This window comes from Rhizobium sp. BK251, from assembly GCF_004345245.1.
Classification (GTDB): domain Bacteria; phylum Pseudomonadota; class Alphaproteobacteria; order Rhizobiales; family Rhizobiaceae; genus Rhizobium.
Genome location: NZ_SLUQ01000009.1, coordinates 18,565 through 43,773 on the forward strand (window position 1 = coordinate 18,565; position 25,209 = coordinate 43,773).

The following is a 25,209-nucleotide window of genomic DNA, read 5'->3' on the forward strand; positions in this document are numbered from 1 at the left end:
GAATGCCGAAACTCCGCTGCTTCTTGCCTAATCCTGCTCCGAGCCTAGATGTTGGGGAGACTCAAGAGAGGCTTGGCTATGTTGAATCCATTGGTAGAGGCCGTAACCCGCTACACCGATGCGCAGACCGGAGTGAGTCCGTTCGTCACGGCGGTCGACGGCCTGACGATCCTGCGGTCGAACCATGAGAGGCGCTCGAGCCATACGATCTTCAAGCCGGCTCTCTGCATCGTTGCGCAAGGCGCCAAGTGGTCGGAATTTGGCGGTTCGCGCGTCGCCTACAGGGCCGGGCAGGCGCTGATCGTCAGCATCGAGATGCCGGCATCGGGCAGTGTGGTCGAGGCCAGTCCCGAAGAGCCCTATCTCGGCATCATCGTCGAGTTCGATCTTGCCATCATGCGGGAGGTTTTCGAGGGTCTGGAGACCCCGCCGCAGGACGGAACCGATGTGATGCGTGGCATCTTCGTGACGGATTTCGACGGGCCTCTGACGGACTGCGCGCTTCGTCTGGTGCGTCTCCTCGACACGCCGAAGGCAATCCCGCTGCTTTACCCTGTCATCATGCGCGAGATCTGCTATTGGCTCCTGACCGGTCCTCACGGCGCGGAGGTCGCGAAAATGACGATACTCGGCGGTCATGCCAGGCGGGTGATCAATGCGATCCACACCCTGCGCGATCGTTTCGCCGAGCCGATCCGCATCGAAGATCTTGCAAGAATTGCGCAGCTTAGCCCTTCGGCGTTTCACCGACAGTTCAAGGCGCTGACGTCCATGACTCCGCTGCAATATCAGAAGCAGCTTCGCCTCGTGGAAGCGCGCCGACTGATGGTGTCGAATTCCATGAATGTCGAGACCGCGGCCTTCAAGGTGGGCTATGAGAGCCCTTCGCAGTTCAGCCGTGAATATTCACGCATGTTCGGTACGCCGCCTCGGCGGGACATAGCTTCGCTCAGGGCGGCCTAGATTGGTCGGGCCAAAAGCCTGGCGCTGGCCCGGAGATTCCCGTAGCTGCGTGAGAAGCTCGTCGGCCTCTCGAAAAAGGCAAGATGACTGGTATTAACCTCGTCGTAAGCCGCACTCTCCGCTGCTAAGATCTGCCTCGCGCCGTCTCCCATGTGCTTATTCCCGGATTCAGCCCGTCAGAGGCAGTTTTGTATCCGAACTTGCAAAAACGCACTCTTGGTGCATGCGCATCTTCTATCCCCGGCGTTTGAGCGCGGTTACTAGTCATCCCATCGATCGAGTAGACAGAAATTTCACCGAGCTCAGACGGTGCGCAAGCCGAGCTTGTCATAGGCGCCGTAGCGACCTGACACCGCTGCACGACCGACGAGGCAAGCCTCTTCGTCGACGGAGGACGGAAGGATCTATCCCGACAGTCCGGTTGACGTTTCTTACCTGTCTCGCGCCGCAGCACTGCTTTGACAATTGAACAAGGATGAAAAGTCATGAAACGCTTTGGATCTGCCGCATGGACAGGAAGCCTGCGCGAAGGCAAGGGCTCGGTCTCGACCGAGAGCAAGGCGCTGGAGGCCTACGCCTACAGCTTCTTCAGCCGCTATGGCGAGACGCCCGGCACGAACCCGGAAGAACTGCTCGGCGCGGCACACGCCGCATGCTTCACCATGTCCTTCGTGAGAATGCTCGGAATGGCAAATATCACTCCCGAAGATGTCGACAGCAAATCGGAAGTGACCATCGACAAGGACGGCGACGGCTTCTCGATCACTGCCGTGCACCTCAGTGTCGTCGCAAAGATACCCGGCATCGATGAAGAGACGTTCCATGCAATCGCCAAGAAGGCAAAAGCCGGCTGTCCGGTGTCGAAGCTGATGAAGGTCGATATCAGCTTCGACGCGACGCTCGTTTCGGAGTGACGGACCTCGATCGCGGCTGCCGCCGAAGAGAAAGGCAGGATCCTTTCTTCCTCGACGGGCAAGTTGAGGGAGGCGAGGCGAGCGATCGTCTTACCGGTTAATCAGCCAGAGGATCGCCGAAAGCACGATGCTGACGAGCAGGCCGGTGGCGAGGGGAACATATAGCGTGAAGCCCTCGCGCTTGATGAGGATATCGCCCGGCAGCCTGCCGATACCGATCCGACCGAGCCATGGCCAGAGGATGCCGACGGCGACGATGACAAGGCCAAGGATGATAAGCGTTCGAGACATTGCGCGGGCCGTGTTGAAGGCATCCTCGATCGTCCGATCATGATCGACCTTTCGGTTGATATTGCGGCGCTCGGCCCTGCGACAGGTTGCTTTCACCCGCAAACGCATCTCGGACGGGAATGTTACGGCTTCACGACAGAAATGAAAAATGACTGGAAAGCGCTGTTACCTGCGTGACATGCAAGGCCGGTAAGAAGCCTCCGAAAGCGCGCTCGGGAAGGTCCGGGGCCGCTTGAGACCGGAGAGCGCGCCATTGAAGATCATCCAGATCACCGACACCCATTTCAGCCCCAACAAGCCGCATTTCAACGGCAATTGGGAACCTCTGCTGACCTGGCTGGAGGCAACGGGCGCGGATCTGATCGTCCATACGGGCGATCTCACCGTCGATGGCGCCGACAAGGACGAGGACATCACCTTTTCGATGGACCTGATGCGCCAGGTCAAGATCCCGATGCTGATCGTGCCCGGCAATCATGATGTCGGCCATCTTCCCGGTTCCGACCAGCCGGTGAATGCCGAGCGGCTCAAACGCTGGCGCTCGCTGGCCGACCAGGACCGCTGGCTGGAAGACGCGAACGGCTGGCGTCTCATCGGTCTCAATTCGCTTCTTCTCGGCCATGAGGACGAGGAGGAGGAGGCTCAGTTCGAATGGCTGCAGCGAGCGCTCGAGGCACGGGGCGGTCGCCGTATCGCGCTCTTCGCGCACAAGCCGCTGTTCGTCGACGAACCGCATGAGGGCGACACCGGTTACTGGAGCGTCCGCCCGGCGCAGCGCCGGCGGCTCTATGATCTGATTGCGGCCCATGACGTGGCGCTTTTTGCAAGCGGCCATCTCCACTGGGCCTGGCAGGGCCGCTTCGAGCGCACCTCGCTGACCTGGGGGCCGTCGGCGGCCTTCATCATCGACAAGATGGAGCGCGAGATGCCGGGCGAAAGGCTGATCGGCGCCGTGGTCCATGAATTCGGCGGCGACGTCCAAAGCCGCATCATCGACGTTCCAGGCATGACGGCACATGTGCTCGACGACGTCGTGCACGAGGTTTATCCGCAGGCCGTCAAGAAGCGGGAAGCTGCCGAATGACTGCACTCTCGCTCCGGCAGATCACGAAATCCTTTGGCGGCAATGCGATCCTCAAGGGCGTGAGCCTGGATGCGGCGCCGGGCGAGTTCATCGCGCTCGTTGGTCCATCCGGCTGCGGCAAGAGCACGCTGCTGCGTATCCTGGCCGGGCTCGACCACGCCGATGGCGGCGAAATCCTGATCGACGGAAAGGACGTCTCGGCGGTCGCCGCCGCGGAGCGCAACATCGCAATGGTCTTCCAGTCCTATGCGCTGTACCCGCACCTGACCGCTGCCCAGAACATCGCCGTGCCGCTCGCCATGCGGCGCCTGACGACGGCGCAAAGGCTGCCTTTCCTCGGTTCCGTCATGCCTGGCCAGCGCAAGATCCGCAGCGGCATCGTTCGCGACGTGCGCGAAATGGCGGTCTCGCTCAAGATCGACCACCTGCTCGACCGCAAGCCCGGGCAGATGTCGGGCGGGCAGCGCCAGCGCGTGGCGCTCGCCCGCGCCATGGTCCGCCGGCCGAGCATCTTCCTGATGGACGAGCCGCTTTCCAACCTCGACGCAAATCTTCGCGTCCATGCCCGCGGCGAAATCGTCGAGCTCCACCGCCGCGCTGGTGTGCCGACCGTTTACGTGACCCACGACCAGGCCGAGGCGCTTTCCATGGCAGACCGCGTCGCCGTGATGATCGGCGGCAGCCTGCTGCAGCTCGCAAGCCCTGAGGCCATCTACGACGACCCGCAGCATGTCGAGGTTGCCCGCTTCATCGGCCAGCCACGCATCAACCTGCTGCCGGCGCTCGCAAGGGACGGCGTCGTCACTTTCGGCAATGCCCGGCTCTCGCTGAAAAACACAGCGACCGGCGAGGTACCCGTCACCTTCGCGATACGGCCCGAATTCGTCACCCTCTCGCCGGACCGGCAGGGTCGCATTGCCGCCCATGTCGAGCGGATCGAATTCCTAGGCTCGGAAGTCATCGTCTACAGCCGCCTCGATGCCATCGGCGAAACCATGATTGCCAAGCTGACGCCGATGGAGGCGAAGGGTATCGTCGCCGGCATGCCTGTTCGCCTCGGTTTTTCGCCCGAGCATGCCATGGTCTTTGCAGGTGGCGGCGAGCGTATGCGCGGTGTTGTCGTTCACGCCGATGCCGAAGCGGAGCGGGCGCATGGCTAGCGTCGCTTCCGTTGCCATGCCGCTCGATCCGATGCAGGTGCGCCGGCGCAGCGAGGCCCGCATTGCCTGGCTGCTTGCCGCACCCGCCATCACGCTGCTCTTTCTTTTCGTCCTGCTGCCGGTCGTCGCGGTCATCTTCCTCGGCTTCACCGATTTCGAGCTCGGCTACGCCAAGTTCCGCTTCGTCGGCTTCGAGAACTATGCCCATCTGCTGACGGATCGCACCTTCCGCAAGTCGCTGTGGAACACGACGGTCTATACCGCGATCGTGGGGCCGGTTTCGATCATTCTCGGCCTCGGCATTGCGATGCTGATCGAAGGCGAGGTGCGAGGTCGCGCCTTCTTCCGCACGGCGTATTTTCTGCCTGTCGCCTCGCTGATCGTCGCCATGGCAACGGTATGGCAGTACATGTTCCATCCGACGATCGGGCCGATCAACGCGTTGCTCGGCCTCGTCGGATTGCCCGGCCCGAACTGGCTCGGAAGCTCCGCCACTGTCCTCTATAGCCTGTCGATCATCGGCGTGTGGCAGGCAGTCGGCTTCAACATGGTGCTCTTCCTCGCCGGACTGACGGCAATCCCCCGCGAGCTCTATGCCGCCGCCGAGGTCGACGGCGCGAAGAGCGCGCTCGACCGTTTCCTGCTCGTGACGTGGCCGATGCTCGGGCCGACGACCCTCTTCGTCATCACCATCAGCATCACGAATGCCGTGAAGGTCTTCGAGACGGTGAAGACGCTGACCGATGGCGGGCCGAACAAGGCGTCCGAAGTCCTGCTCTTCACCATCTACCAGGAGGGCTTCGTCTATCTGCGCGTCGGCTATGCGTCGGCGATGACGGTGGTCTTCCTGCTCATCCTCGTCGTGCTGATGTTCCTGCAATACCGCGTCCTCGATCGCCGGGTGCACTACACATGAGCGCGCACGCTTTCCCCCTCGGACGGATCGTCCGGTTTGCGCTCCTCAGCCTCGGCGCGATTGTCTTCCTCGCGCCCTATGCCTTCATGATCTCGACGGCGGGCAAGGCGCAGAGCGACATCTTCACCTCGGCGCTGTCGCTGGTGCCAGAGCACTTCTACTACGTGGAGAATTTCACCAAGGCGCTGGAGAAGGTGCCGATGGGCACGCTGCTCTGGAACGGCGTCGTCGTCTGCGGGCTGATCTTCTTCTTCCAGGTGCTCGTGGCGATCCCTTGCGCCTATGCGATGGCGAAGCTGCGCTTCCGCGCCGCCCGTGCCATGATGGTGCTGGTCATGCTCGGCCTGCTCGTGCCGATCCATGCCACCGCGCTGCCGCTCTATGTGGCCTTCGATCGTGCGGCCCTGCTCAACAGCTATACCTCGCTTGTCGCGCCCTTCACCATCTCGGTCTTCGCGATCTTCATGTTCCTGCAGTTCTTCCGCGCCATGCCGGACGATCTGATCCATGCCGCCCGCCTCGACGGCATGTCGGAACTCGGCATCGTCGCCCGCGTCATCGTGCCGAATGCCTGGCCGGCGGTGACGGCCTTCGCGATTTTCTCCGTCGTCGCCCACTGGAACGATCTCTACTGGCCGCTGATCGTCATCAGCAAGCAGGACTACGCCACTCCGCCGCTCGGCCTCATGTACTTCCGCGCCGCGGAGGCCGGTGACGACTACGGCGCGCTGATGGCCGCGACCCTCATCATTACCCTTCCCCTCGTCGCCGCCTTCCTGCTCGCGCAGAAGCGCTTCGTCGAGGGCATCACCATGACCGGTCTCAAAGGCTGACCGGTTTCAATCAGGAGAACGAGCGATGAAACATATCACCCAGCTTCTCGCCGCAGCGGCCGTCTCGATGGCCATCGCCCTCCCGGCGCAGGCCGAGACGACGCTGACGGTCCACTATCCGATGCCGGGCTTTTTCAAGGACGTGATGGACACGATCTCGAAGAAGTTCATGGAGGAAAACCCGGACATCAAGATCCAGTTCGCCAGCCCCTCGGCGACCTACGAGGAAGGCATCCAGACCATCCTTCGCCAGGCCGGCACCAACGAGATGCCCGATATCACCTTTATCGGCCTCAACCGCCTGCGCATGATCGACGAGCGCGACGTCGCCGTCGATCTTGGCCCCTTCGTCCAGAAGGACGGCAACATGGCCGAGCAGGGCTTCTCGGACACGATCCTCAAGCTCGCCCAGGTCAAGGGCAAGCAGATCGGCCTCGCCTTCGCGACATCCAACCCTATCATGTACTACAACGCCGACCTGGTGAAGGCTGCCGGCGGCGACCCGGACAGCCCGCCCAAGACCTGGGACGAGGTCATCGCTCTTGGCGGCAAGATCAAGGCGCTCGGCAATGGCGTCGATGGCATCGACTTCCGCTGGCAGGGCGACGACTGGATGTTCTCCGCGTTGCTCTTCGGCGCCGGCGGCAAGATGCTAAACGAGGACGAGAGCCAGGTGACCTTCAACGGTCCGGAAGGCCAGAAGGCCGTCGAGACCCTGCAGCGCATGGTAACCGAAGGCGGCATGCCGGTCTTTACCAAGCCCGCCGGCGAGCAGGCCTTTGCCGCCGGCAAGGTCGGCTTCGAATTCCAGACGACCGGCGCGTTGCGCAACACGATCAAGAATGTCGGCGACAAGTTCGACCTGCGCACCGCCAAGATCCCGCTGATCGACCCGGTCAACGGTCGCCTGCCGACCGGCGGCAATGCCGTCGTCATCCTGACGCATGACGCCGCCAAGCAGGATGCAGCCTGGAAGTTCGCCAAGTTCGCAGCCGGCCCCTATGGCGCTTCCGTCGTCGTTCCGGGCACAGGCTACGTGCCGAACAACGAGCTTGCCGCGAAGTCCCCGGAATATCTCGGCGACTTCTACAAGCAGAACCCGCTCTTCCAGGCAGGTCTCAGCCAGATGCCGGTGATGATCCCCTGGTATGCCTTCCCCGGCACCAACGGCGTCAAGGTTACCCAGACCATCGTCGACAACCTGTCGCGCATCGTCGACCAGTCGGCCGAGCCGAAGGAAGCTCTGGACGACGCTGCCGCCGACGTCGAAGGCATGCTGCCGCGCAGCTAAGCGATCGCCTGATGTCCCAGAATTGGCGGCCGCGCTCGTCGCGGCGGCCTTGTCATTCGGCGTCGGCGTTGAGGTCGCGCACCGTGCCGCCCCGGCGCAGCTGGTAGGCAACATCGAGATGGCGGGCGGGAGCGGCTTTCTCGGCCATGTCGAGCAGTAGCGAAGCAGCCGTCGCTCCCATGCTGGCATCCGGCATTTCGATGGTTGTCAGCGGCGGATCCATGAGCCGGCCGATCGCGATGCCGTCGAAGCCTGCGACCGACACATCCCTTGGCACCGAACGACCCTCGCGCCTCAGCGCGCCGATCACGCCGAAGGCAAGAAGGTCGTTGGAGGCGATGATCGCCGTCGGCGAGAGCGTGGCCATGACGGTGCTGAGGTCGAGCTGGTCGTAGCCATCGACGAAGGCGATCTGGACTGGTTCCAGCGGTTCGAGACCGCTTGCCGCCACGGCTTCGAGATAGCCGCGATGACGCGCGCAGGCGCGGTCGGAAGCGGCGAAATTGCCGGAAACGAAGAGGATGCGACTGTGACCCATGCCGATCAGGTAAGAGGTAATCTCCCGGCCCGCGCCGCGATTGTCCACGGTGACTGCGGCGGGAAAGAAGGGCGTCGGCATGTTGTGCAGGAGCACGGTCGGGGGAAGGGAAGGGAGCAGTGCCTCGCTGGTTCGTGGATCGCAGACCGTGAGAATGAGGCCGGTCGGGTGCTCGTTCAGGAGTGAAGCAACGGCATCGGCCTCCCGCGCCGGGTCGTAATTCGACTGGGCGATCAATACGCCATGGCCGGCGACGAGCATGCGGTTCTGGATGCTGGAGAGCGACGAGGCGAAGACCGGGTTGGTGATGCTCGGGATCAGCACCCCGACGACCGGGCGCCTGCCCATCTTGCCTGCCACGGGCCCTGCCGTGCGATAGCCGAGTTCGGCCGCCGCCCGCCGAACCTTGCGAACCATTGCGTCGCTGACCGGTCCGTTGCGGCTGAGGACCCGGCTCGCCGTCGCGAGGGAACATCCCGCCCGTAATGCGACCTGCTGCAGCGTGGTCATGAACAATCTCTTTGAAGTGGCCGGCCGAAGTTCGAAATGCTTCCGACATTCATCTCGGGCCAAGACATGAAAGATTTATGTCGAAGCCCGAAAATGTGGCGCAGCCGCTCCATCTTTATTCATCACGGCCCAGCAAGGCTCGCTCACACCGGGCTCGGCCTCACCCTCTATCCCCTCGACTCGTGTGCGGCGGCCGCGGCCATGTCGCCGCCGCCGACGATCGCGGCCACGACCTCGTTCATGTTCGTTTGCGCGGTCACCAGATTGGCGACGACCCGCCCGTGGCGCAGCACCGCGATACGATCCGTGACGTTCAGAACGTCGTTCAGGCGATGCGAGATGAGGATGACCGCGATACCTTCGGACTTCAGCCGCCGGATGAGGTCGAGGACGCCCTGGACCTCGCGCACGGCAAGGGCGGCCGTCGGCTCGTCCATGATGACGAGTTTCGGATTGAAGGTCAGCGCCCGGGCGATCGCCACGGTCTGCTGCTGCCCGCCCGAGAAGGACCCGACTGAACGGTTGATCGACGGCAGGTTGGCACCCAGCCGACGGATCATTTCGGCCGCCCTGCGATCCATCTCGGCCTTGTCGACAAAGCCGGGAAAGACGCCGAGGAACTTCCGCACGGGCTCCCGTCCGAGGAAGATGTTGCTCGCGACGTCCTGCTGCTTGGCGAGCGCCAGATCCTGGTAGATCATCTCGATGCCGAGAGCGCGGCGCGCTCCCGGATCCAGCTGGAGGATGGAGCTGCCCTCCAGCGTGATCGAACCGGAATCGGCATGGTACATTCCGGTGATCATCTTCATGAGCGTGGATTTTCCGGCGCCGTTGTCGCCGACAAGGCCGATTACCTCGCCGGCGGCGAGTTCCAGGTCGACGCCGTGCAGCACATCGACCGCGCCGAAGCTCTTGCGGATATTGGTGAGAACGAGAAGGCTCATGCGCGCGTCTCCCGCCGGATCTGGTATTGATCGATGAAGACGGCAAGGATCAGCACGGCACCGATCGCCATCTGCTGGTAGTAGGACTGGACGGCGAGAAGGTTGAGGCCGTTCTGCAGCACGCCCATGATGAGCGCACCGACCATCGTGCCGAGGATCGAGCCGCGGCCACCGAACAGGTTCGTGCCGCCGATGATCGCTGCCGTGATGGCAGTGAGTTCGTAGTTGAGGCCGGAGGTCGGATCGCCGGAGTTGATGCGGGCCATGAAGAGCAGGCCTGCGAGACCGGCAAGCGTGCCGGACAGCGTATAGAGCGCGCGGCGCAGCCGCTCCACCTTGATACCTGCCGTGCGCGCGGCGTTTTCGCTGTCCCCGATCGCGAGCGTGTGCCTGCCGAACCGGGTGTAGGCAAGGATGCAGTGCATGATGATCGCGGTCAGCACGAAGATAATGACGGGCATCGGGATGCCGAAGGGGCGGCCCTGGCCGAGATAGACCATGAATTCCGGCAGGCCATAAATCACGCGACCGTTGGAAATGACGAGTGCGAGGCCGCGGGCAAGCCCCAGCATGCCGAGCGTGACGATGAATGGCGGCACGAAGGCCCGGGTGACGAGCTGGCCGTTGATATAGCCCGCGAGCGCGCCGGCGCCGATGCAGGCGACGATCCCGACGACCGAGGGCAATCCCAAGTTGACAGCCACATGCGCGCCGACGACGCCCGAGAGCCCCATCACCGAGCCGAGCGACAGGTCAAGCCCGCCCGAGCCGATCACATAGGTCGCGGCGATGGCGAGCACGCCGATCGTCGACGTCGCCAGCAGGATATTCAGGAAATTGTTGACGGAGAGAAAGTAAGGCGAGAGAGCCGTCATGACCGCGCAGAGGACGAAAAGCACGATGAGGGATTCCAGGCGGATGTGCAGCCGCTCGACGGATGACCTTTGCGCCATCGCCCAAAGCCCCGGCTTGGCGCCGGCCTTTATATCGGTTGTGTCCATGATCTCGTTCCATCGGCGATACCGCGTGGCACGCCGCAAGCCGGTTGCAGTGTTCTGGATGCGGTCTATGCCGGCGGGCAGGGTTCAGCCCGCCGGCCTTTCACTGAAGTCCGTTACTTCACGTATTGAAGCATCGGCTCCTTGTTTTCCTCCAGCACCTGTTTCGTCAGCACGAGCGTCGGCACGGCGATATCGGCGGGCACCGTTTCTCCAGCGAGCGATTTCTTGACGTTCTCGACAGCCTGCTGGCCGACGAGATAGGGCAGCTGCGCGACGGAAGCGTTGAGGCGCCCATCCTTGATCGACTTGACGGCGTCCGAATTTCCATCGACCCCGATGATCGTCACCTGCTCACCCTTGCCGGCAGCATAGGCGGCCTCGACGGCGCCGAGCGCCATGCCGTCGTTTGCCGCGAAGATTCCGACAAGATCGGGATTGCGGGTGAGAATGTCGTTGGTGATGGAGGCTGCCTTGCCCCGGTCCCAATCGCCGGGAAGCGAGGCGACGATTTCAAGCCCGGGCGCCAGTTCCTTGAGCTTCTCGGCGAAGCCCGTGGCGCGTTTCTGGCCGGTGATATTGCCGGAGAGACCCTCGATGACGAGCACCGGTCCCTTCGCATCCTTGCCGAGCTTGGAGACGAGATACTCCGCCCCCTGCGCGCCGGCGGCGACATTGTCGGAGCCGATCCGGAAGGCGATCTTGATGCCTTCCTTGTCGAGGATCGACTGGTCGAGATTGCCGTCGAGATCGACGACCTTGATGCCTGCATCCTGGGCGGACTTGAGGCAGGGGAGGAGATTTGTCGAGTTGATCGCCGCTGTGATCAAAGCTACGGGGTTGCGCTGGAGCATGGTGTTGCAGACATTCAGCTGCGGCTCCGCGGCCTGGTCGCTCTCGACGGCCTGCGCATAGTATGTGACGCCGGCGGCCTTGGCGCCTTCCTCGACACCCTGGCCCATGGCGCCCCAGAAGGGATTGGCCAGCGTTTTCATGAGCACCGCATATTCACCGTCCGCCGCCTGCGCGAGCGAACTGCCGCCGGCCAAAAGCGCGGCGGCGATGACCACGGTAAATCGATTCATTTTCAGCATGGATGACTTCATTTTCTCCTCCTCAAATGAGTCTGGACCGAAAGCGGTCCGCCGTTGCTAGCGCTGATGATGGCGGGGGTCTGCCATCGTCTCCTCCCCCTCGATGCGGTGCTGCCTCATCCTTCCCACGGACTCACGCATCACCACCTTGCAGGGCTCCAGGTGAGCCTTTGCAGGTTCCTCCAGTCCGTCGATGCGACGGAAGAGCATGTCGACGGCCTGTTCGGCCATCTTGTCGATCGGCTGAACGACTGCGGCGATGGACGGGTATGTCACCTGCATCCATTCCGCATCGTCAAAACCGACCAGTGAAATGTCGTTGGGGCAATGCCATCCCCGGCGACGGAACTCGGTCAGCGCCACCAGCGTGCCCTTGAGAAAGAGCGAGTAGATGGCTGTCGGCTTGTGCTCTCCGAAGTAAGTGGCAAGAGCTGCCCGCAGCGCAGTGACGTCGCCGCCGGCAAGCAGCACGTCCACTTTCATGGTCGGGTCGAGCTGTGAGGCTGCCTTGCGGAAGCTGTCGATGCGGGTATGGATCGCGATCGACTCGTCGCTCAGCCCCAACAGAAGCACATGCGCATGCCCGGCCTCGACGAGCTGTCGTGCCACCTCCGCACTCGCGGAGGCATTGTCGACCGAGACCGTATCCAGGGTGTCGTCGGTCATCACGCGGTCGACCAGCACGCCTGTCATCCCGTAACGTTTCAGCAGCGCCGTTCCGGATCCCTTCTCGCTGCGGACGGGGGCGAGCACGACACCGGCAACGCGCCAGTCGTGCATGCGCTCGATCAGCTCGGCCTCGCGTTTCTCCGATTCCCGGCTTGTTGCGGCCACAAGTGCGTAGCCGCGCTTCTCGGCCAGCCGCTCGAGTGCGGTCACCATGCTGCCGAAGAATTCGCTTTCAAGCTCTGGGACAATCGCCCCGATGATGCGGCGACGGGAGCGGCGCAGGTCTGCGGCAAAGGGGTCGAGACGATAGTCGAGCGCCTCGACGGCGTCATGGACGCGCTGGACGTTCTCCGCCTTGACGGTGGTGACACCCTGCAGGACCTTGGAGACGGTTGCAGGCGAAACACCGGCACGGCTGGCGACGTCATGGATCGACGATCTGCGAAGCTGCTTGCCCGCGTGACGCACGCCTTCCTCCCGTCCAGACCAGGGTTGTAGCCGGTTCAAACGCCGGCATTCCTTATCCATCATCCCTCTTGCGACAACTTGTAAATCGATATTTTCATATTGTAAATCGATTCATTTGCGATATGACGGTTTGAGGGAACGGAGGAGGAGAAGATGTCGAGCCCGGTCAAACCGCTGGTCATCAGCGCGCCCTTTCCACGTACGCTGGAGCTGATCTTCACCGAGGAAGCCTTCTCAGCGCTGAAGGCGAAATACGATATCGTCGAGGCAGATCCGGATAATATCGCCGGACTGGGAGATGATGTCCTCGGCCAGGCGCGATATGTCCTTGGCCAGCCGCCGCTATCCGGCCAAGTGCTCGACCGCATGCCGGCGCTACGCGCCATCCTCAACGTCGAAAGCAACCTCATCAACAACATGCCCTATGACGTGCTCTTCCAGCGCGGCATCCATGTGCTGACGACCGGGCAGGTCTTCGCCGAGCCGGTTGCCGAGATGGGGCTTGCGCTTGCGCTCAGCCTGGCACGGGGCATCATCGATGCGGACCTGGATTTTCGCGAGGGCAGGGAGCTCTGGGGTGGTGACGGCAACGCAAGTGCACGGCTGATCTCCGGCTCTGAGATCGGCATCGTCGGCTTCGGTGATCTCGGCAAGGCGCTAAACCGCGTTCTCTCGGGATTTCGCGCCACGGTAAGGGTCCATGATCCATGGCTGCCTGCATCGATCCTTCGGGATCATGGCGTCCAGCCGGCAACCCTGGAAGAGGTCCTGGCGTCCAGCGATTTCGTGTTCGTCGTGGCTGCCGTCACCAGCGAGAACGAAGGCTTCCTCGGCGCCAGGGCGTTCGCCAGCATGCGCAAAGGCTCTGGCTTCATCCTGCTCAGCCGTGCCGGCGTCGTCGATTTCGAAGCGCTGATGGCGGCTGTCGCCTCGGGCCATATCGTCGCCGCGAGCGACGTCTTTCCGGACGAGCCCCTTGCCGCCAATCACCCCGTCCGCAATCTCAAAGGCTTCGTCCGCTCGGCCCATAGGGCCGGCGCGCTCGATTCTGCCTTCAAGAAGATGGGCGACATGGTGCTGGAGGACATGGATCTCATGGATCGTGGGCTGCCGCCGCTGCGTTGCAAGCGGGCCGAGCGCGAAACGGTGTCGCGCATGCGCTCCAAGCCCGTCACGACAAACTGAAGGCCGCTCCGCCATATTCGATAGAACGGCACGGATTCAGATCGCGTCGAGCGAATGATCCTGGCTGCGCCGCGATACGTTCATTTCCCGCCGCGCCTTCGCCATGCTGCTGACTGCGGCCCGCAGGCCAGGGTGACGTGCCATGAAGACGTTGAAATCGCGGCGTTCGAGAACCAGAAACTGGCAGAAGTCGATGGCGACGACATCGGCCGTACGGCGGCCTCCGCTGAGCAACGCCATTTCGCCGAAGAAGGTGCCGGGCTCGAGCCGGATCGCATCGCCCTCGACGAGGACTTCGACCGCGCCCGACGAGATGAAATACATGCCATCGCCGCGGTCGCCCGTCCGAATGACGCGCTCGCCCGGAGCGGCGGACTTCGGTCGGAAGAGCAGAAGCAGTTCCTCCTGGGAATGCTCGTCGACCTCCGCAAAGAGCGGGAAGGTCTCGATCAGCTGCTGCATCTCCAGCTGATGCTGCCGGCTTCTCTCTTCCCTTTGCGCATTGATGATTTCGAGCTGGTGCGCAAGTGCCTCGCGCTTCCTCTTGCCATGGCGTTCGACGAAAGATGGCCAGTTGGCGCGCGCTCTTTTCTTCAGCAAGTCGGCGGCGAGGAAGGCGAGCGGATTGAGAGTGATGGACAGGATCGCACCCGCCAGGATCAGGTTCTGCCCTTCGCGAGGCAGAAGGCCGAGTGAGACACCGAGGCCTGCCAGGATAAAGGAGAATTCACCGATTTGCGCAAGGCCGGCCGAAACCGTAAGGCCCATGCCGAGCGGATAACGCAGCAGGAGCACGATGCAGAGGGCGATCAGAAATTTGCCGAAGATGATGAGCGCCAGCGTGGCGAGCACCGCGATCGGATGCTCGATCAGGACCGTCGGGTCGAAGAGCATGCCGACCGAGACGAAGAACAGCACCGAAAAGGCATTCTGAAGCGGCAGGGAATCGGCGGCCGCGCGATGGCTGAGATTGGACTCGCTCATGACGACGCCGGCGAAGAAGGCCCCGAGCGCGAAGGATACGCCGAATATCATTGCCGAGCCGAACGCGATGCCAAGCGCGATGGCAAGCACTGAAAGGGTGAACAGCTCGCGCGAGCCCGTGCGCGCGACGAGCGTCAGCAGCCAGGGGATCACTCTTGGTCCAAGGAAGATCGCCATCACCGTGAAGGCCGCGACCTTGACGAGCGTCATGCCGACTGTGAGCGCAAGCGGCAGTTCGCTCGCGCTGTGCGCCGTTGAATTGCCTCCGCCGCCCAGGACCTCCGCGAGGGCAGGCAGGAGCACGAGGGCAAGGACCATCGCGAGATCCTCGACGATCAGCCAGCCGACGGCGACCCGGCCATTTGCCGAGTTGACGAGGTTGCGCTCTTCGAGCGCCTTCAGCAGAACGACCGTGCTCGCGACGGAAAGGCTGAGGCCAAAGACGATTCCGGCTCCGAGACTCCACCCCATCATCGAGCTCAGGCCGATGCCGAGCAATGTCGCCAATGCGATCTGCCCGAGCGCGCCTGGGACGGCCACCCCACGGACCGCCAGGAGATCGGAAGCCGAGAAATGCAGGCCGACGCCGAACATCAGGAGAATAACGCCGATCTCGGCAAGCTGGGAGGCAAGCGAGCCGTCCGCGACGAAGCCGGGCGTATAGCCACCGATCAGCACGCCCGCAATGAGATATCCGACGAGCGGCGGCAGGCGAACGCGGTCCGCAATATATCCCATCACCGCGGCGAAGACGAAGCCAACGGCGACGGTTGCTATCAATCCGATATCGTGCTGCACGTCCGCCTTTCCATGTTTCCGTGTCTGCCCGCGCGGGCAACTGTCGCGCAACAGTCCGCAAGAGGCAGCGGGCTGCGAAGCTTTCTAAAAGAATGGGCTTGCCCTATCCACGCCTTTCGGCGGATCTGGCCGGCGGCTAAGCTAACACCGCCGGCGCGCACAAGTCCACCGCCCCGACGGTCGCAGGGCAGTCTTTGGAGGTAGTTTTTGGTGACATATGGTGAAGGGCGGCGACACTGCCGCTTGCAGGAGATGTGCTCGACAGAATCCTGAACGACGCGTCGATCATCCTGCCTAACCTTCCCTGGAAGACTGATTTTCCAAACTCTTCAGGCTGTCGGTGATAAAATACTCATTTGTTCACCAACTCGGAATTTTATCGCTGTAGCGCTCCAACGATCGATCGCAATATGACTGCGAGAAAATTCGCCATATTGTCGAGCAGCATTGCCAGAGGAAGACACCCATGTCGTTCTATACCATCTCCCGACGCTCGTTGATGAAGAGTTTGGCTCTCCTGCTCGCTTCGACCACTCTGTCGCGACGTGGCCTCGCGCAGAATGCCGGGGGCGGCCGCTTGATCGTCGCGGCCGATTCCGAGCCGAAGAACCTTAATCCGGCAATCGTGGCGTCGAACGGCGTGTTCTTCGTCGCGAGCAAGGTCATCGAGCCGCTCGCGGAAGCTTCCTTCGACGGCAAGGACGGCCTTTCCCCGCGGCTGGCCTTGTCCTGGGAGGGATCGGATGACGGGCGCTCCGTCACCTTTTCGCTGCGCGAGAACGTCAAGTGGCACGACGGCAAGCCCTTCACCTCGGCGGATGTCGCGTTTTCCGCACTCAATGTCTGGAAGCCGCTGCAGAATCTCGGCCGGCTCGTCTTCGCCAATCTCGAGGCAGTAGAAACGCCCGACGAGCGCACGGCCGTGTTCAAATTCTCCAAGCCGACGCCGTTGCAACTCATCCGCAACGCGCTGCCCGCCGTCACCAGTGTCGTCCCCAAACATATCTACGAGGGGACTGACATTGCGACCAATCCGGCCAATAACAAGCTCGTCGGCACGGGACCCTTCAAGTTCGCCGAATACAAGCCCGGCGAATATTATCGTCTCGCGCGCAACCCGGACTATTGGGGCGAGGGTGAGCCCAAGCTTGACGAAATCATCTATCGGGTGCTGCCTGACAGGGCAGCGGCGGGATCGGCGCTGGAGGCCGAGGAGATCCAGCTCGCCGCCTTTTCCGCAGTGCCGCTCGCCGATCTCGACCGGATATCGAAGGTGCCCGGCATCAAGGTCATTTCCAAGGGCTACGAAGCGCTGACCTACCAGCTCATCGTTGAGATCAACCATCGCCGCAAGGAACTGGCCGATCTGAAGGTGCGCCAGGCGATTGCGCATGCGATCGACCGGAAATTCGTTGTCGACACGATCTTCCTCGGCTACGCGACGGCATCGACGGGGCCTGTGCCGAAGAACGCCCCGGAATTCTATACGCCTGATGTCACGATCTACGATTTCGACGTGGCCAAGGCCAACGCGCTCCTGGACGAGGCGGGCTTTGCGCGCGGATCGGACGGCAACCGCTTTTCGCTCAAGCTGCGTCCCGCACCTTACTTCAACGAAACGCGTCAATTCGGGGACTACCTGCGCCAGGCACTTGCGGCCGTGGGTATCGACGCTCAGATCGTCAACGCGGATTCGGCCGCGCACCAGAAGGCCGTCTATACCGATCACGATTTCGACCTCGCCGTCGCTCCGCCGGTTTTCCGCGGCGATCCGGCGATCTCCACCACCATCCTCGTCCAGTCGGGGATTCCGGGCGGCGTCGCTTTTTCCAACCAGGGCGGTTTTGCCAACCCGCAGATCGACGAGGTGATCACGCAGGCAGCGGAGACCATCGATACACCCGCAAGGACCGAGCTTTATCGTGAGTTCCAGCGCCTCGTCACGGCCGAGCTGCCGCTCATAAACGTGGCCGAATGGGGTTTCATAACAGTGGCGCGTGATACCGTCCTCAATGTTGCCGACAATCCTCGCTGGGTCGTTTCCAACTGGGCAGATACCGCATTGCAATCGTGATAGGATCATGATCGATTTTCTGCTTCCGAGGCTGCGCCCGGCGTGAAACGCGCGATTGCATTGATGAGACGAAGGGCAGTCAGCGCTATCCCCGTGCTGCTGATCGTGATTCTCTTCACCTTCTTCCTGCTGGAGTCGGCATCGGGCGATGCGGTCGATGCCTATCTCGTCTCGATTGGAGGTGGCGATGCCGCTCTTGTTGCGTCGCTGCGGGAGAGCTACGGGCTCGACCAGTCGATGCCGGCCCGCCTCTGGATCTATCTTTCATCCTTGGCGCGGCTCGATCTCGGCTGGTCCGTCGCCTTCGACCGGCCGGTTCGCGACCTCATCCTGGAGAGGCTTCCGAACACGCTGCTCCTGATGGGCAGCGCAACCGCACTCGCTTTCGGCCTTGGCTCGACACTTGGCATCGTCGCCGGCGCGCGACCGGGTAGCCTGGGCGACCGCCTTCTCTCGATGGCCTCGCTGATCGTCTACGCGATACCGAGCTTTTGGCTCGGCCTTGTGCTGAGCATCGCCTTTTCCGTGAAGCTGCGCTGGTTTCCGATCGCCGGCATTGAGACCATCGCGTCGGACAAGACGGGCCTCGCACGCATGGCGGACATCATCCATCACCTGGCGCTGCCGGTAAGCGCACTCGCCATCATCTATCTCGCGCTCTTCCTTCGCGTCATGCGCGCCGGAATGGTCGAGGCCTGGAAGCTCGACTTCGTTCTGTTCGCCCGCGCAAAAGGTCTCTCGCGAGGGCGCATCGTGCTGCGCCACGTCGCGCGCAACGCCTTGCTTCCCCTTGTCACCATGCTTGGCTTGCAGTCGGCCGCAATGCTCGGCGGCAGTGTCGTCATCGAAAGCGTCTTTGCGATTCCGGGCTTCGGGCGCCTCGCACAGGAAGCGGTCGGCGGCCGTGATGCGCCGCTGCTCATCGGGATCGTCATCGTCAGTGCGGTGCTCGTCATCCTCGTCAATCTCATCGTCGACATTGCCTATGCCCTGCTCGACCCGAGGGTCGGCGCCTCCGGGGAGCGCGCATGAACGTCGGGAAGAGACTTTTCCAGACGCGGGAGGGTACGGTCGGCCTTGCGATCATTCTTGCTCTGCTGCTGGTCGGCCTGCTGGCGCCCCTGCTTTCACCGGGCGATCCCTTGCGGATCGCGGGTCCCGCCCTGGTGCCACCCTTCACGAACGTCGATCTGCCTCTCGGGACCGATCGCCTGGGCCGCGACATTCTCGCCGGGCTCATCCATGGAGCCCGCACCTCGCTCTTCGTCGGAATTGCAGCGACCGCTGCCGCCATGGCCCTCGGCATAGCTGTGGGCACGACGGCGGGCTTCGCCGGCGGGCTTCTCGACGAGGCGCTGATGCGCGTGGTCGATGCGTTCCAGATCATTCCGGGTTTTCTCCTGGCGCTTGCCTTCGTCAGCGTCATCGGCGCCTCGACGCCGGTGGTCGTGCTTGCGATTGCGCTAGCGGCATGGGCTGATCCCGCGCGGCTGACGCGCGCGCAGGTACTTGCGATATGTGAACAGGACTACGTCGCTTCCGCACGGGTGATCGGCATGCATCCGGCCGAGATCGCTTTCAAGGAAATACTTCCGAACGCGCTGCCGCCTGTGATGGCACTGTCGGCGATCGTCGTGGCGGGCGCGATCCTTACCGAGGCGGCACTATCCTTCCTTGGGCTCGGCGATCCCAATGTCGTCACCTGGGGTTCGATGATCGCTGAAGGAAGGAACGTCATCCGTACGGCGCCCTCGCTCTCGGTCCTGCCGGGACTTGCCCTCGCAGCGACGGTGCTCGGCGTCTATCTCTTCAGCGACGGCATGACCCGGGCATTTGCGGGCAGTGGGAGATTGCCGAAATGAGCGAAGTGCTCTGTCGGCTCCGCCGGCTTTCCGTCACCTATGCATTCCGCCGGGAGCGCGTCAGGGCGCTCTGGGATGTCGACCTCGACATCGTCGGGGGCGAGCGCTTGGCGATCATCGGCGAGAGCGGCTCCGGGAAGAGTACGCTTGCGCGTGCCCTTGCAGGGCTGCTGCCCGAACATGCAGGGCTCAGGGGCGAGATCTCCTGGCGAGGGCTGTCACGGCTCGCGCGGCCCGGCCTGGATATCGGGCTCGTGCTCCAGGACCCGGCTGCGAGCCTCAATCCGGTCCTGACGGTCGGCGAGCAGATCGCCGAAGGTGTGCGCCGACACCGCGGCCTCGGTTGGCATGAGGCATATCGGCGTGCTGGCGAACTGCTCGAACGTGTGCACATGCCGCAACCGGACAAGGTCCTGAAGGCATTCCCGCACCAGCTCTCCGGCGGGCAATGCCAGAGGGTGGCCATCGCTGCGGCGATTGCGCCCGGTCCCGCACTTCTCGTCGCCGATGAGGCGACGAGCGCGCTGGACATGGTCGTGCAGGCGGAGATCGTCCGGCTGCTTCGGGAGCTCGTGCGCGAGGAGGGCATGACCCTGCTCTTCATCACCCACGACATTGCGCTGGCTTCCGGTCTTGTCGATCGTATCGCCGTTTTCAAGAATGGGGCCTTGGTCGAGGTGGGACCCGTTCGGGACGTGCTTTCGGCGCCGGCAAGCCCGCACACCGCCGCGCTCCTCTACAGCCATCGTGACCTCGCGACGCCGCCTCTGGTCGAGGAGGTCCCGCTGTGAGCGAGGCATTGCTTTCCATAGCCGGACTTTCGAAGAGTTTCTCTTCCGCGGGCCGCAGCGTGGCGGCGCTCGACAACGTCTCCCTGGATATCGCGGCGGGAAAGACGCTGGGTCTCGTCGGTGCGTCGGGCTGCGGCAAATCGACCCTCGCCCGCGTGCTCCTGCGCCTCACGCGCCAGGATGCTGGTTCGATCCACTTCGGGGGCGAAGACTGGCTTGCTCTTGGCGGTGCCGCCTTGCGCGTGCGGCGCGGCCGCATGCAGATGGTCTTTCAGGATACGCTCGCGTCCTTCAACCCCTATGCCTCCGTTGGCGGTGTGCTCGATGATCCGCTTCGGATCCATGAAGTCGTGAAAGGGCCGGCCCGCCGGGCCGAGGTCGCTCGCCTGCTTGAGCGGGTAGGCCTGCCGCCGGCCTATGCGTCGCGGTCGATACGGGAGCTTTCCGGGGGCCAGCGCCAGCGTGTCGCGATCGCACGCGCGATCTCCACGCGCCCTTCGCTGGTGGTGTTCGACGAGGCGGTTTCGGCGCTCGACGCCACCATCCGGGAGAAGGTCCTCGAGCTTCTGGTCGAGCTGCAGAAAGAGCAGGGGATCGCCTTTCTTTTCATATCGCATGATCTCGCCATCGTGCGGGCGGTTTCCCATGACATCGCTGTCATGGAGGTCGGCCGGATCGTGGAGACGGGAAATACCGGCTCCGTGATCAGTGCTCCTCAATCGGTGGCGGCGCGCGCGCTCGTTGCCGCCGTACCACGACTTGTTACCGCCCGATTGGCGGAGGAGTGAGTTGCTATGACCTATGGATATTGGAACCCATTGCGGGACGTTCCGGCTTTTCCGGCCGCTCGCTATGCCACGCTGGCCGATCGCCTGGCGCGGATCATGCATACCCGCAACGACGTGCTGATGGTGCAGGCGGAGGCGGTGGTCGCTCTGGAGGCGGTCGCGTCAAGCATCGCGAGGCCCGGACTGGTAGCGCTCAACATCGTAACCAGCCCCTATGGCAGCTGGTTCGGCGAGTGGTTGCGGCGCGGACGGGCCGTCGTCCATGAGCTTGAAGCCGCCCCCGGCCTTCCGGTTTCAATCGCTGCCGTTGCCGCGACGCTCGAGGCGCGTCCCGAGATAGGCGTCTTGTCAGTCGTGCATGCGGAATCGGCAAGCGGTATCCTCAATCCCATCGAGGACATTCTGGCCCTTGCTCGGGCCCGCAACATCGTCACCGTCGTCGATGCCGTCGCCTCGATCGGTGGGCATCCGCTGGCCGTCGACGACCTCGGCGTGGATCTGACGATTGTCGGTCCGCAGAAGGGGCTCGGCGGCCCCGCGGGGGTTTCCGCGGTTGCCGTCAGCCCGCGCGGCTGGCGACTGGTCGCGGAGGCCGATGGCCCGGCCAATTCGATCCTGTCGCTGCGCGATCATCGGGCATGGCTCGATGCAGGGCGCGGCGTCTTGCCCGGCACGCCGGCGCCGCATGAATTCTTCGCGCTTGATGCGGCCCTGGAGCAGATCGAAAGCGAGGGCCTCGACAATGTCGTCGCGCGCCACACGCTTGCGGCTCTTGCCACGCGTGAAGGGCTGGCTGCACTTGGCGCGACGCTCTGGGTCGAGGCGAACGAGGCCTCCAACCTTGTCACGGTCGTCCGTGCGCCTGATTCCCTCGACATGCGCGAACTCATCGAGGCGGTCAATTCACTCGGCGTCGGAGCCTCCCGCGGCTTCGGGGCCGGAACGGAACGGCTGGTACGGCTGAACCATACCGGAGCGCGCGCGCGCTTCGACTGCGTCCTTTCGAACGTGGTTGCCTATGGTCAGGCCTCGAAGCTGCTCGGTCTGGGCTTGGACATCGGCGCTGGCGCCGACAAGGTCGCTGCGATCTATGGCGGGCGCTAAGGGTGGTACGACGACAATCCGCTGTGCGTGACCGGCAGAATCCGGATGCGCTTTGCGAACCTGTAACCTAAGCTCTTGGGATGATTCGAGACTTGGCAGATCCGAAAAGGGCGGTTGTTGAGCCGCCTCTTGTGCCGGCCTGGGCAACGCCTTCCGGGCCGGTCGCGACGATGGCCGAGGCCGCCTTTTTGGCGGGCGCCGCACTCAATTCCCTTGACCAGCTCGTGGGCTCGCAGCCGCCATGGGCTGGTGCCTGGCGCCAGCGGCTTTCCCTGAAATGCGCGGTTGTCGCCACGCGGCTCGCCGGGCGCAACGAAGACGAGGCGGCGCTACGCGATGCCTGGATCCTGCGCGCCCCGGGCGACGATCCCGGGCCGGCCGGCAATATTCTCGCTGCGTGGAGACGGCTCGGCAGGCAGAACATTGCGATCGAGCCGGAAGCCTTGCGACCGATCGCGGAGCTGGCGGGCCTGCGGTGGAACGACGACCTCGTCGCTGCGATCCTCCGCGTCAAAGGCCTTCTCCGGGACCAGCTACCCGCACCGCTCGCCGCGGCACAGGTTGTTGCAGAGATCCATGCAGCGCGGCCCGATGCCGAGCTTCTCGGCTGGTGGCTCGCCGACCGCGTCCTGGCACAGAAGATGGGCTGGTCGCAGCCAGTTCCCGGGCTCGTTGCCCAGCGCCAGTCGGCAGCATTCCGGACACAGACCGGCCGCGGCAGGGTCTTGCCCGGCGAAGCCGATTTCGAGAAGGCCGTGTGCGTTGCCGTTGCGGTCGCTGCTGCCGAGGCCTGCCGGCTGGGGCGCGAGATGGCTCGGCGCGCGGACCGTCTTGCAGCCGCGGTGCCGAAACTGCGCGCGAAGGGCGCGGGGGAGGCGATCCGCCTTCTGCTCGACGAGGACGCCGTGTCCGGTTCGTTGCGGACCGAAAGGCTCACCCGCTGGGCTTCGCGCCGGCTCTTCGAGCGACTGGTCAGTTTCGACGCCGTGCGCGAGCTCTCTGGTCGTTCCACCTTCCGCATTTACGGGCTTTAGGCGATGGCAGGGCGGGCGAAGGCAAGGAGCGAGGAGCCGGAAGCGGTGTTCGACACCGAGCTTTCCCATCTGCCGCCCGAGCTGCGCTGGCGCGAGTGGATGGCGCGCGTCGAGGCGGTCATTTTCGCTTCTGCGACGCCCGTCGCACGCGACACACTTGCGCGTCTGGTCGGCAGGGGCTGCAATGTCGACCTCATCATCGACGATATCAGGGCGGAGCTGCGCGGGCGGCCCTATGAGCTGGTTGCGGTTGCCGGCGGCTGGCAACACCGCACGAAACCTGCCTATGCCGAGGCGATCCGCATGGCCGGTGCGCCGACCTCCACGACGGCATCGCTTTCGCAGCATGAGGCGATGGTGCTGATGGCGATCGGATATTTCCAGCCGATGACGCGGGCCGAGCTTTCCGGCATCTTCGGCAGAGAGGTGAGCCGCGATACCATCGCCGCGTTGCGGGACGCGGGCTTCGTCGCCTCGGGTCCGCGCAGTCCCATGCCTGGCGCACCTTATACCTATGTTACAACGCCGGCATTCCTCTCCGCCTTCGGCCTCGATACGCTCCGCGACCTCCCCGATGCCGAAATGCTGGAGGATGCGGGACTGCTGAGCAGGCGCGGCTTTTCCGATGGCTCACTTGACGAGCCGGATAAGGACGGCGAGCAGGAGTAGCGACCATCCGACGAGTTGACCGCGGCCAACACCGCCGGTGCTGTGCATCTTTTGGCCGTCATACTCTGATACACCGGGCGCAAACGCAGCGCGGCGTTGCCTTTTTGCAATTGTCATTGCAGCGCGCATTCTATAAATAAACTTGAGTGTAAGATGAAGGTTTATGCCGGCGACCCGGCGGGGACGTGCGATCGGGAATGACGTTTCAACCGCGAATGCAGAACAGGATACAGGGCTTTTCCGTGCTCGGCGGGGTGAACCGACGGTATTGGAATGGTATCGTTGCCGACGTCTGGGATGTGGAATGCGCGCCCCATGCCGGCGGCTACTATGTCGCCAACGATCCGCGTCTCTTCATCCTGCTCGACATGCGCGGGCGTGGGCGCTCCAGCGTGCGGCTGAAGCCCAAGGGCACGGCTGCGACACAGGACAGGCAGCAACATCCGATCTCCTACGTCCCGGCAGGCATGGAATTATGGGCCGACCTGGTGGACGTGGAATTCGTCCGCCATCTCGATCTTCATTTCGACGCGGATGTCATCAGCCGCAGGCTCGGCGAAAGCATCGATCCGAGACGTCTGGAAGACCCGCGTCTGCTCTTTTCCGATGAGCGGATACTGTCGCTCGCGAAGCTCATCGCCGCGGAATGCGTCAACCCGGAGCCGCTGCACGATCTCTACGGAGACGGGCTCTGCCTCTCGCTGATCATCGACCTGATGAAGTTGACTAAAACGCCCTCCCGCAAGCGCAGCAGGCTTGCGGCATGGCAGCTGCGCCGCGCGACCGATTTCATTCGCGAGAATTGCCTTCGCAATATCCGGCTCGAGGAACTTGCCAATCTCACCGGCCTTTCGCAGTCGCATTTCAGCCACGCTTTCAAGGCCTCCACCGGCATCGCTCCCCACCAGTGGCAGACCAATGCGCGCCTCGAACGGGCCAAGCAGCTTCTCATGCAGGGACAGCATCCGTTGACCAGCATTGCCGCGGAGACCGGCTTCTCCGATCAGGCGCATTTCACCCGAGTATTCCGCAAGAATCTCGGCACGACACCTGCCGACTGGAAGAAGGCCCAGCTCGCCTGAGCAGGCCTGGATCGGGGCAATTCCCCGCGCCGTGAAAAATTGCCCAAGAGCGTTCAATTTCCCGGGATCGCGACAAGCCCGGTCGTAAAATTTGAGTTAATCACTCAGCTTATTTCTGGGCATTGCCGCATCCCCGCTGGGGCGAGGCGGCACGAGTAGGGTAGA

Annotated in this window: 24 protein-coding genes; 17 read left to right on the forward strand and 7 right to left on the reverse strand. The window is 63.3% G+C overall.

All coding sequences use genetic code 11. From position 1 onward, the window contains the following. The first annotated feature begins 78 nt into the window (after window positions 1–78). Together EV286_RS22955 and EV286_RS22960 are read left to right on the forward strand one after the other, a co-directional pair. Window positions 79–963 (forward strand): AraC family transcriptional regulator, encoded by an 885-nt coding sequence (locus EV286_RS22955; protein ID WP_132959504.1) that lies wholly within the window; start codon window positions 79–81, stop codon window positions 961–963. A 485-nt stretch (window positions 964–1,448) separates the two neighbouring features. Then, window positions 1,449–1,877, forward strand: a complete 429-nt coding sequence (locus EV286_RS22960) for an OsmC family protein (protein ID WP_132959505.1) — start codon at window positions 1,449–1,451, stop codon at window positions 1,875–1,877. Between the two features lie 90 nt (window positions 1,878–1,967). Here the strand turns inward: EV286_RS22960 and EV286_RS22965 are convergent, their stop codons facing one another. After that, window positions 1,968–2,264: a DUF2905 domain-containing protein gene (locus tag EV286_RS22965; RefSeq protein WP_348633581.1), complete on the reverse strand. Its 297-nt coding sequence runs from the start codon at window positions 2,262–2,264 to the stop codon at window positions 1,968–1,970. Between the two features lie 157 nt (window positions 2,265–2,421). Between EV286_RS22965 and EV286_RS22970 the strand changes: the two genes are divergently transcribed. The 5 genes from EV286_RS22970 to EV286_RS22990 are packed head-to-tail and all read left to right on the forward strand — an operon-like array spanning window position 2,422 to window position 7,452. Continuing rightward, the gene (locus EV286_RS22970; RefSeq protein ID WP_132959506.1) at window positions 2,422–3,252 is read left to right on the forward strand and encodes a metallophosphoesterase; all 831 of its coding nucleotides are present in this window, start codon (window positions 2,422–2,424) and stop codon (window positions 3,250–3,252) included. Beyond that, window positions 3,249–4,412 (forward strand): ABC transporter ATP-binding protein, encoded by a 1,164-nt coding sequence (locus tag EV286_RS22975; RefSeq protein ID WP_132959507.1) that lies wholly within the window; start codon window positions 3,249–3,251, stop codon window positions 4,410–4,412. The genes EV286_RS22970 and EV286_RS22975 overlap by 4 nt, the downstream gene beginning before the upstream one ends. Next, on the forward strand, window positions 4,405–5,328 hold the full coding sequence (locus tag EV286_RS22980) for a sugar ABC transporter permease (protein ID WP_132959508.1): 924 nt from the start codon (window positions 4,405–4,407) through the stop codon (window positions 5,326–5,328). The genes EV286_RS22975 and EV286_RS22980 overlap by 8 nt, the downstream gene beginning before the upstream one ends. Beyond that, the gene (locus EV286_RS22985; protein ID WP_132959509.1) at window positions 5,325–6,161 is read left to right on the forward strand and encodes a carbohydrate ABC transporter permease; all 837 of its coding nucleotides are present in this window, start codon (window positions 5,325–5,327) and stop codon (window positions 6,159–6,161) included. The genes EV286_RS22980 and EV286_RS22985 overlap by 4 nt, the downstream gene beginning before the upstream one ends. 25 nt (window positions 6,162–6,186) lie before the next feature. Continuing rightward, complete coding sequence (locus EV286_RS22990; RefSeq protein ID WP_132959510.1) at window positions 6,187–7,452, forward strand: ABC transporter substrate-binding protein; 1,266 nt, start codon at window positions 6,187–6,189, stop codon at window positions 7,450–7,452. A 52-nt stretch (window positions 7,453–7,504) separates the two neighbouring features. Here EV286_RS22990 and EV286_RS22995 read toward each other — a convergent pair whose 3' ends face one another. From EV286_RS22995 to EV286_RS23015, 5 genes are all read right to left on the reverse strand, one after another. Then, entirely contained in the window at window positions 7,505–8,500 is a 996-nt protein-coding gene (locus EV286_RS22995) for a substrate-binding domain-containing protein (RefSeq protein ID WP_132959511.1), read from the reverse strand. A 167-nt stretch (window positions 8,501–8,667) separates the two neighbouring features. After that, on the reverse strand, window positions 8,668–9,444 hold the full coding sequence (locus EV286_RS23000; protein WP_132959512.1) for an ATP-binding cassette domain-containing protein: 777 nt from the start codon (window positions 9,442–9,444) through the stop codon (window positions 8,668–8,670). After that, window positions 9,441–10,445 (reverse strand): ABC transporter permease, encoded by a 1,005-nt coding sequence (locus tag EV286_RS23005; RefSeq protein ID WP_132959513.1) that lies wholly within the window; start codon window positions 10,443–10,445, stop codon window positions 9,441–9,443. The genes EV286_RS23000 and EV286_RS23005 overlap by 4 nt, the downstream gene beginning before the upstream one ends. Before the next feature lie 113 nt (window positions 10,446–10,558). Continuing rightward, window positions 10,559–11,548 carry a substrate-binding domain-containing protein gene (locus EV286_RS23010; protein WP_132959514.1) on the reverse strand — a complete coding sequence of 330 codons (990 nt, stop codon included), beginning with the start codon at window positions 11,546–11,548 and terminating at the stop codon, window positions 10,559–10,561. A 45-nt stretch (window positions 11,549–11,593) separates the two neighbouring features. Further along, window positions 11,594–12,673, reverse strand: coding sequence for a LacI family DNA-binding transcriptional regulator (locus EV286_RS23015; protein ID WP_245500803.1), 1,080 nt, complete (start codon window positions 12,671–12,673; stop codon window positions 11,594–11,596). Window positions 12,674–12,826: 153 nt separating this feature from the next. Between EV286_RS23015 and EV286_RS23020 the strand changes: the two genes are divergently transcribed. Next, the gene (locus tag EV286_RS23020) at window positions 12,827–13,858 is read left to right on the forward strand and encodes a hydroxyacid dehydrogenase (RefSeq protein WP_132959515.1); all 1,032 of its coding nucleotides are present in this window, start codon (window positions 12,827–12,829) and stop codon (window positions 13,856–13,858) included. 36 nt (window positions 13,859–13,894) lie between these two features. Here the strand turns inward: EV286_RS23020 and EV286_RS23025 are convergent, their stop codons facing one another. Further along, window positions 13,895–15,640, reverse strand: coding sequence for a cation:proton antiporter (locus tag EV286_RS23025; RefSeq protein ID WP_132959516.1), 1,746 nt, complete (start codon window positions 15,638–15,640; stop codon window positions 13,895–13,897). 466 nt (window positions 15,641–16,106) lie between these two features. Here EV286_RS23025 and EV286_RS23030 point away from each other — a divergent pair, with 466 nt between their 5' ends. From EV286_RS23030 to EV286_RS23070, 9 genes are all read left to right on the forward strand, one after another. Then, the gene (locus EV286_RS23030) at window positions 16,107–17,714 is read left to right on the forward strand and encodes an ABC transporter substrate-binding protein (RefSeq protein ID WP_132959517.1); all 1,608 of its coding nucleotides are present in this window, start codon (window positions 16,107–16,109) and stop codon (window positions 17,712–17,714) included. 42 nt (window positions 17,715–17,756) lie between these two features. Continuing rightward, window positions 17,757–18,746, forward strand: a complete 990-nt coding sequence (locus EV286_RS23035) for an ABC transporter permease (protein ID WP_132959518.1) — start codon at window positions 17,757–17,759, stop codon at window positions 18,744–18,746. Then, window positions 18,743–19,576 (forward strand): ABC transporter permease, encoded by an 834-nt coding sequence (locus EV286_RS23040; protein WP_132959519.1) that lies wholly within the window; start codon window positions 18,743–18,745, stop codon window positions 19,574–19,576. Before EV286_RS23035 ends, EV286_RS23040 begins: the two co-directional genes overlap by 4 nt. Beyond that, window positions 19,573–20,367, forward strand: a complete 795-nt coding sequence (locus tag EV286_RS23045; RefSeq protein WP_132959520.1) for an ABC transporter ATP-binding protein — start codon at window positions 19,573–19,575, stop codon at window positions 20,365–20,367. Before EV286_RS23040 ends, EV286_RS23045 begins: the two co-directional genes overlap by 4 nt. Then, window positions 20,364–21,155, forward strand: coding sequence for an ATP-binding cassette domain-containing protein (locus tag EV286_RS23050; RefSeq protein ID WP_132959521.1), 792 nt, complete (start codon window positions 20,364–20,366; stop codon window positions 21,153–21,155). Before EV286_RS23045 ends, EV286_RS23050 begins: the two co-directional genes overlap by 4 nt. 6 nt (window positions 21,156–21,161) lie before the next feature. After that, window positions 21,162–22,259, forward strand: a complete 1,098-nt coding sequence (locus EV286_RS23055; RefSeq protein ID WP_132959522.1) for an aminotransferase class V-fold PLP-dependent enzyme — start codon at window positions 21,162–21,164, stop codon at window positions 22,257–22,259. A 92-nt stretch (window positions 22,260–22,351) separates the two neighbouring features. Continuing rightward, a complete protein-coding gene (locus EV286_RS23060) occupies window positions 22,352–23,293 on the forward strand; it encodes a DUF1403 family protein (protein WP_348633582.1) in 942 nt (313 codons plus the stop codon). A 3-nt stretch (window positions 23,294–23,296) separates the two neighbouring features. Next, complete coding sequence (locus EV286_RS23065; protein WP_132959524.1) at window positions 23,297–23,962, forward strand: SMC-Scp complex subunit ScpB; 666 nt, start codon at window positions 23,297–23,299, stop codon at window positions 23,960–23,962. 197 nt (window positions 23,963–24,159) lie between these two features. Then, window positions 24,160–25,044, forward strand: a complete 885-nt coding sequence (locus EV286_RS23070) for an AraC family transcriptional regulator (RefSeq protein WP_132959525.1) — start codon at window positions 24,160–24,162, stop codon at window positions 25,042–25,044. The last annotated feature ends 165 nt before the right edge of the window (window positions 25,045–25,209 follow it).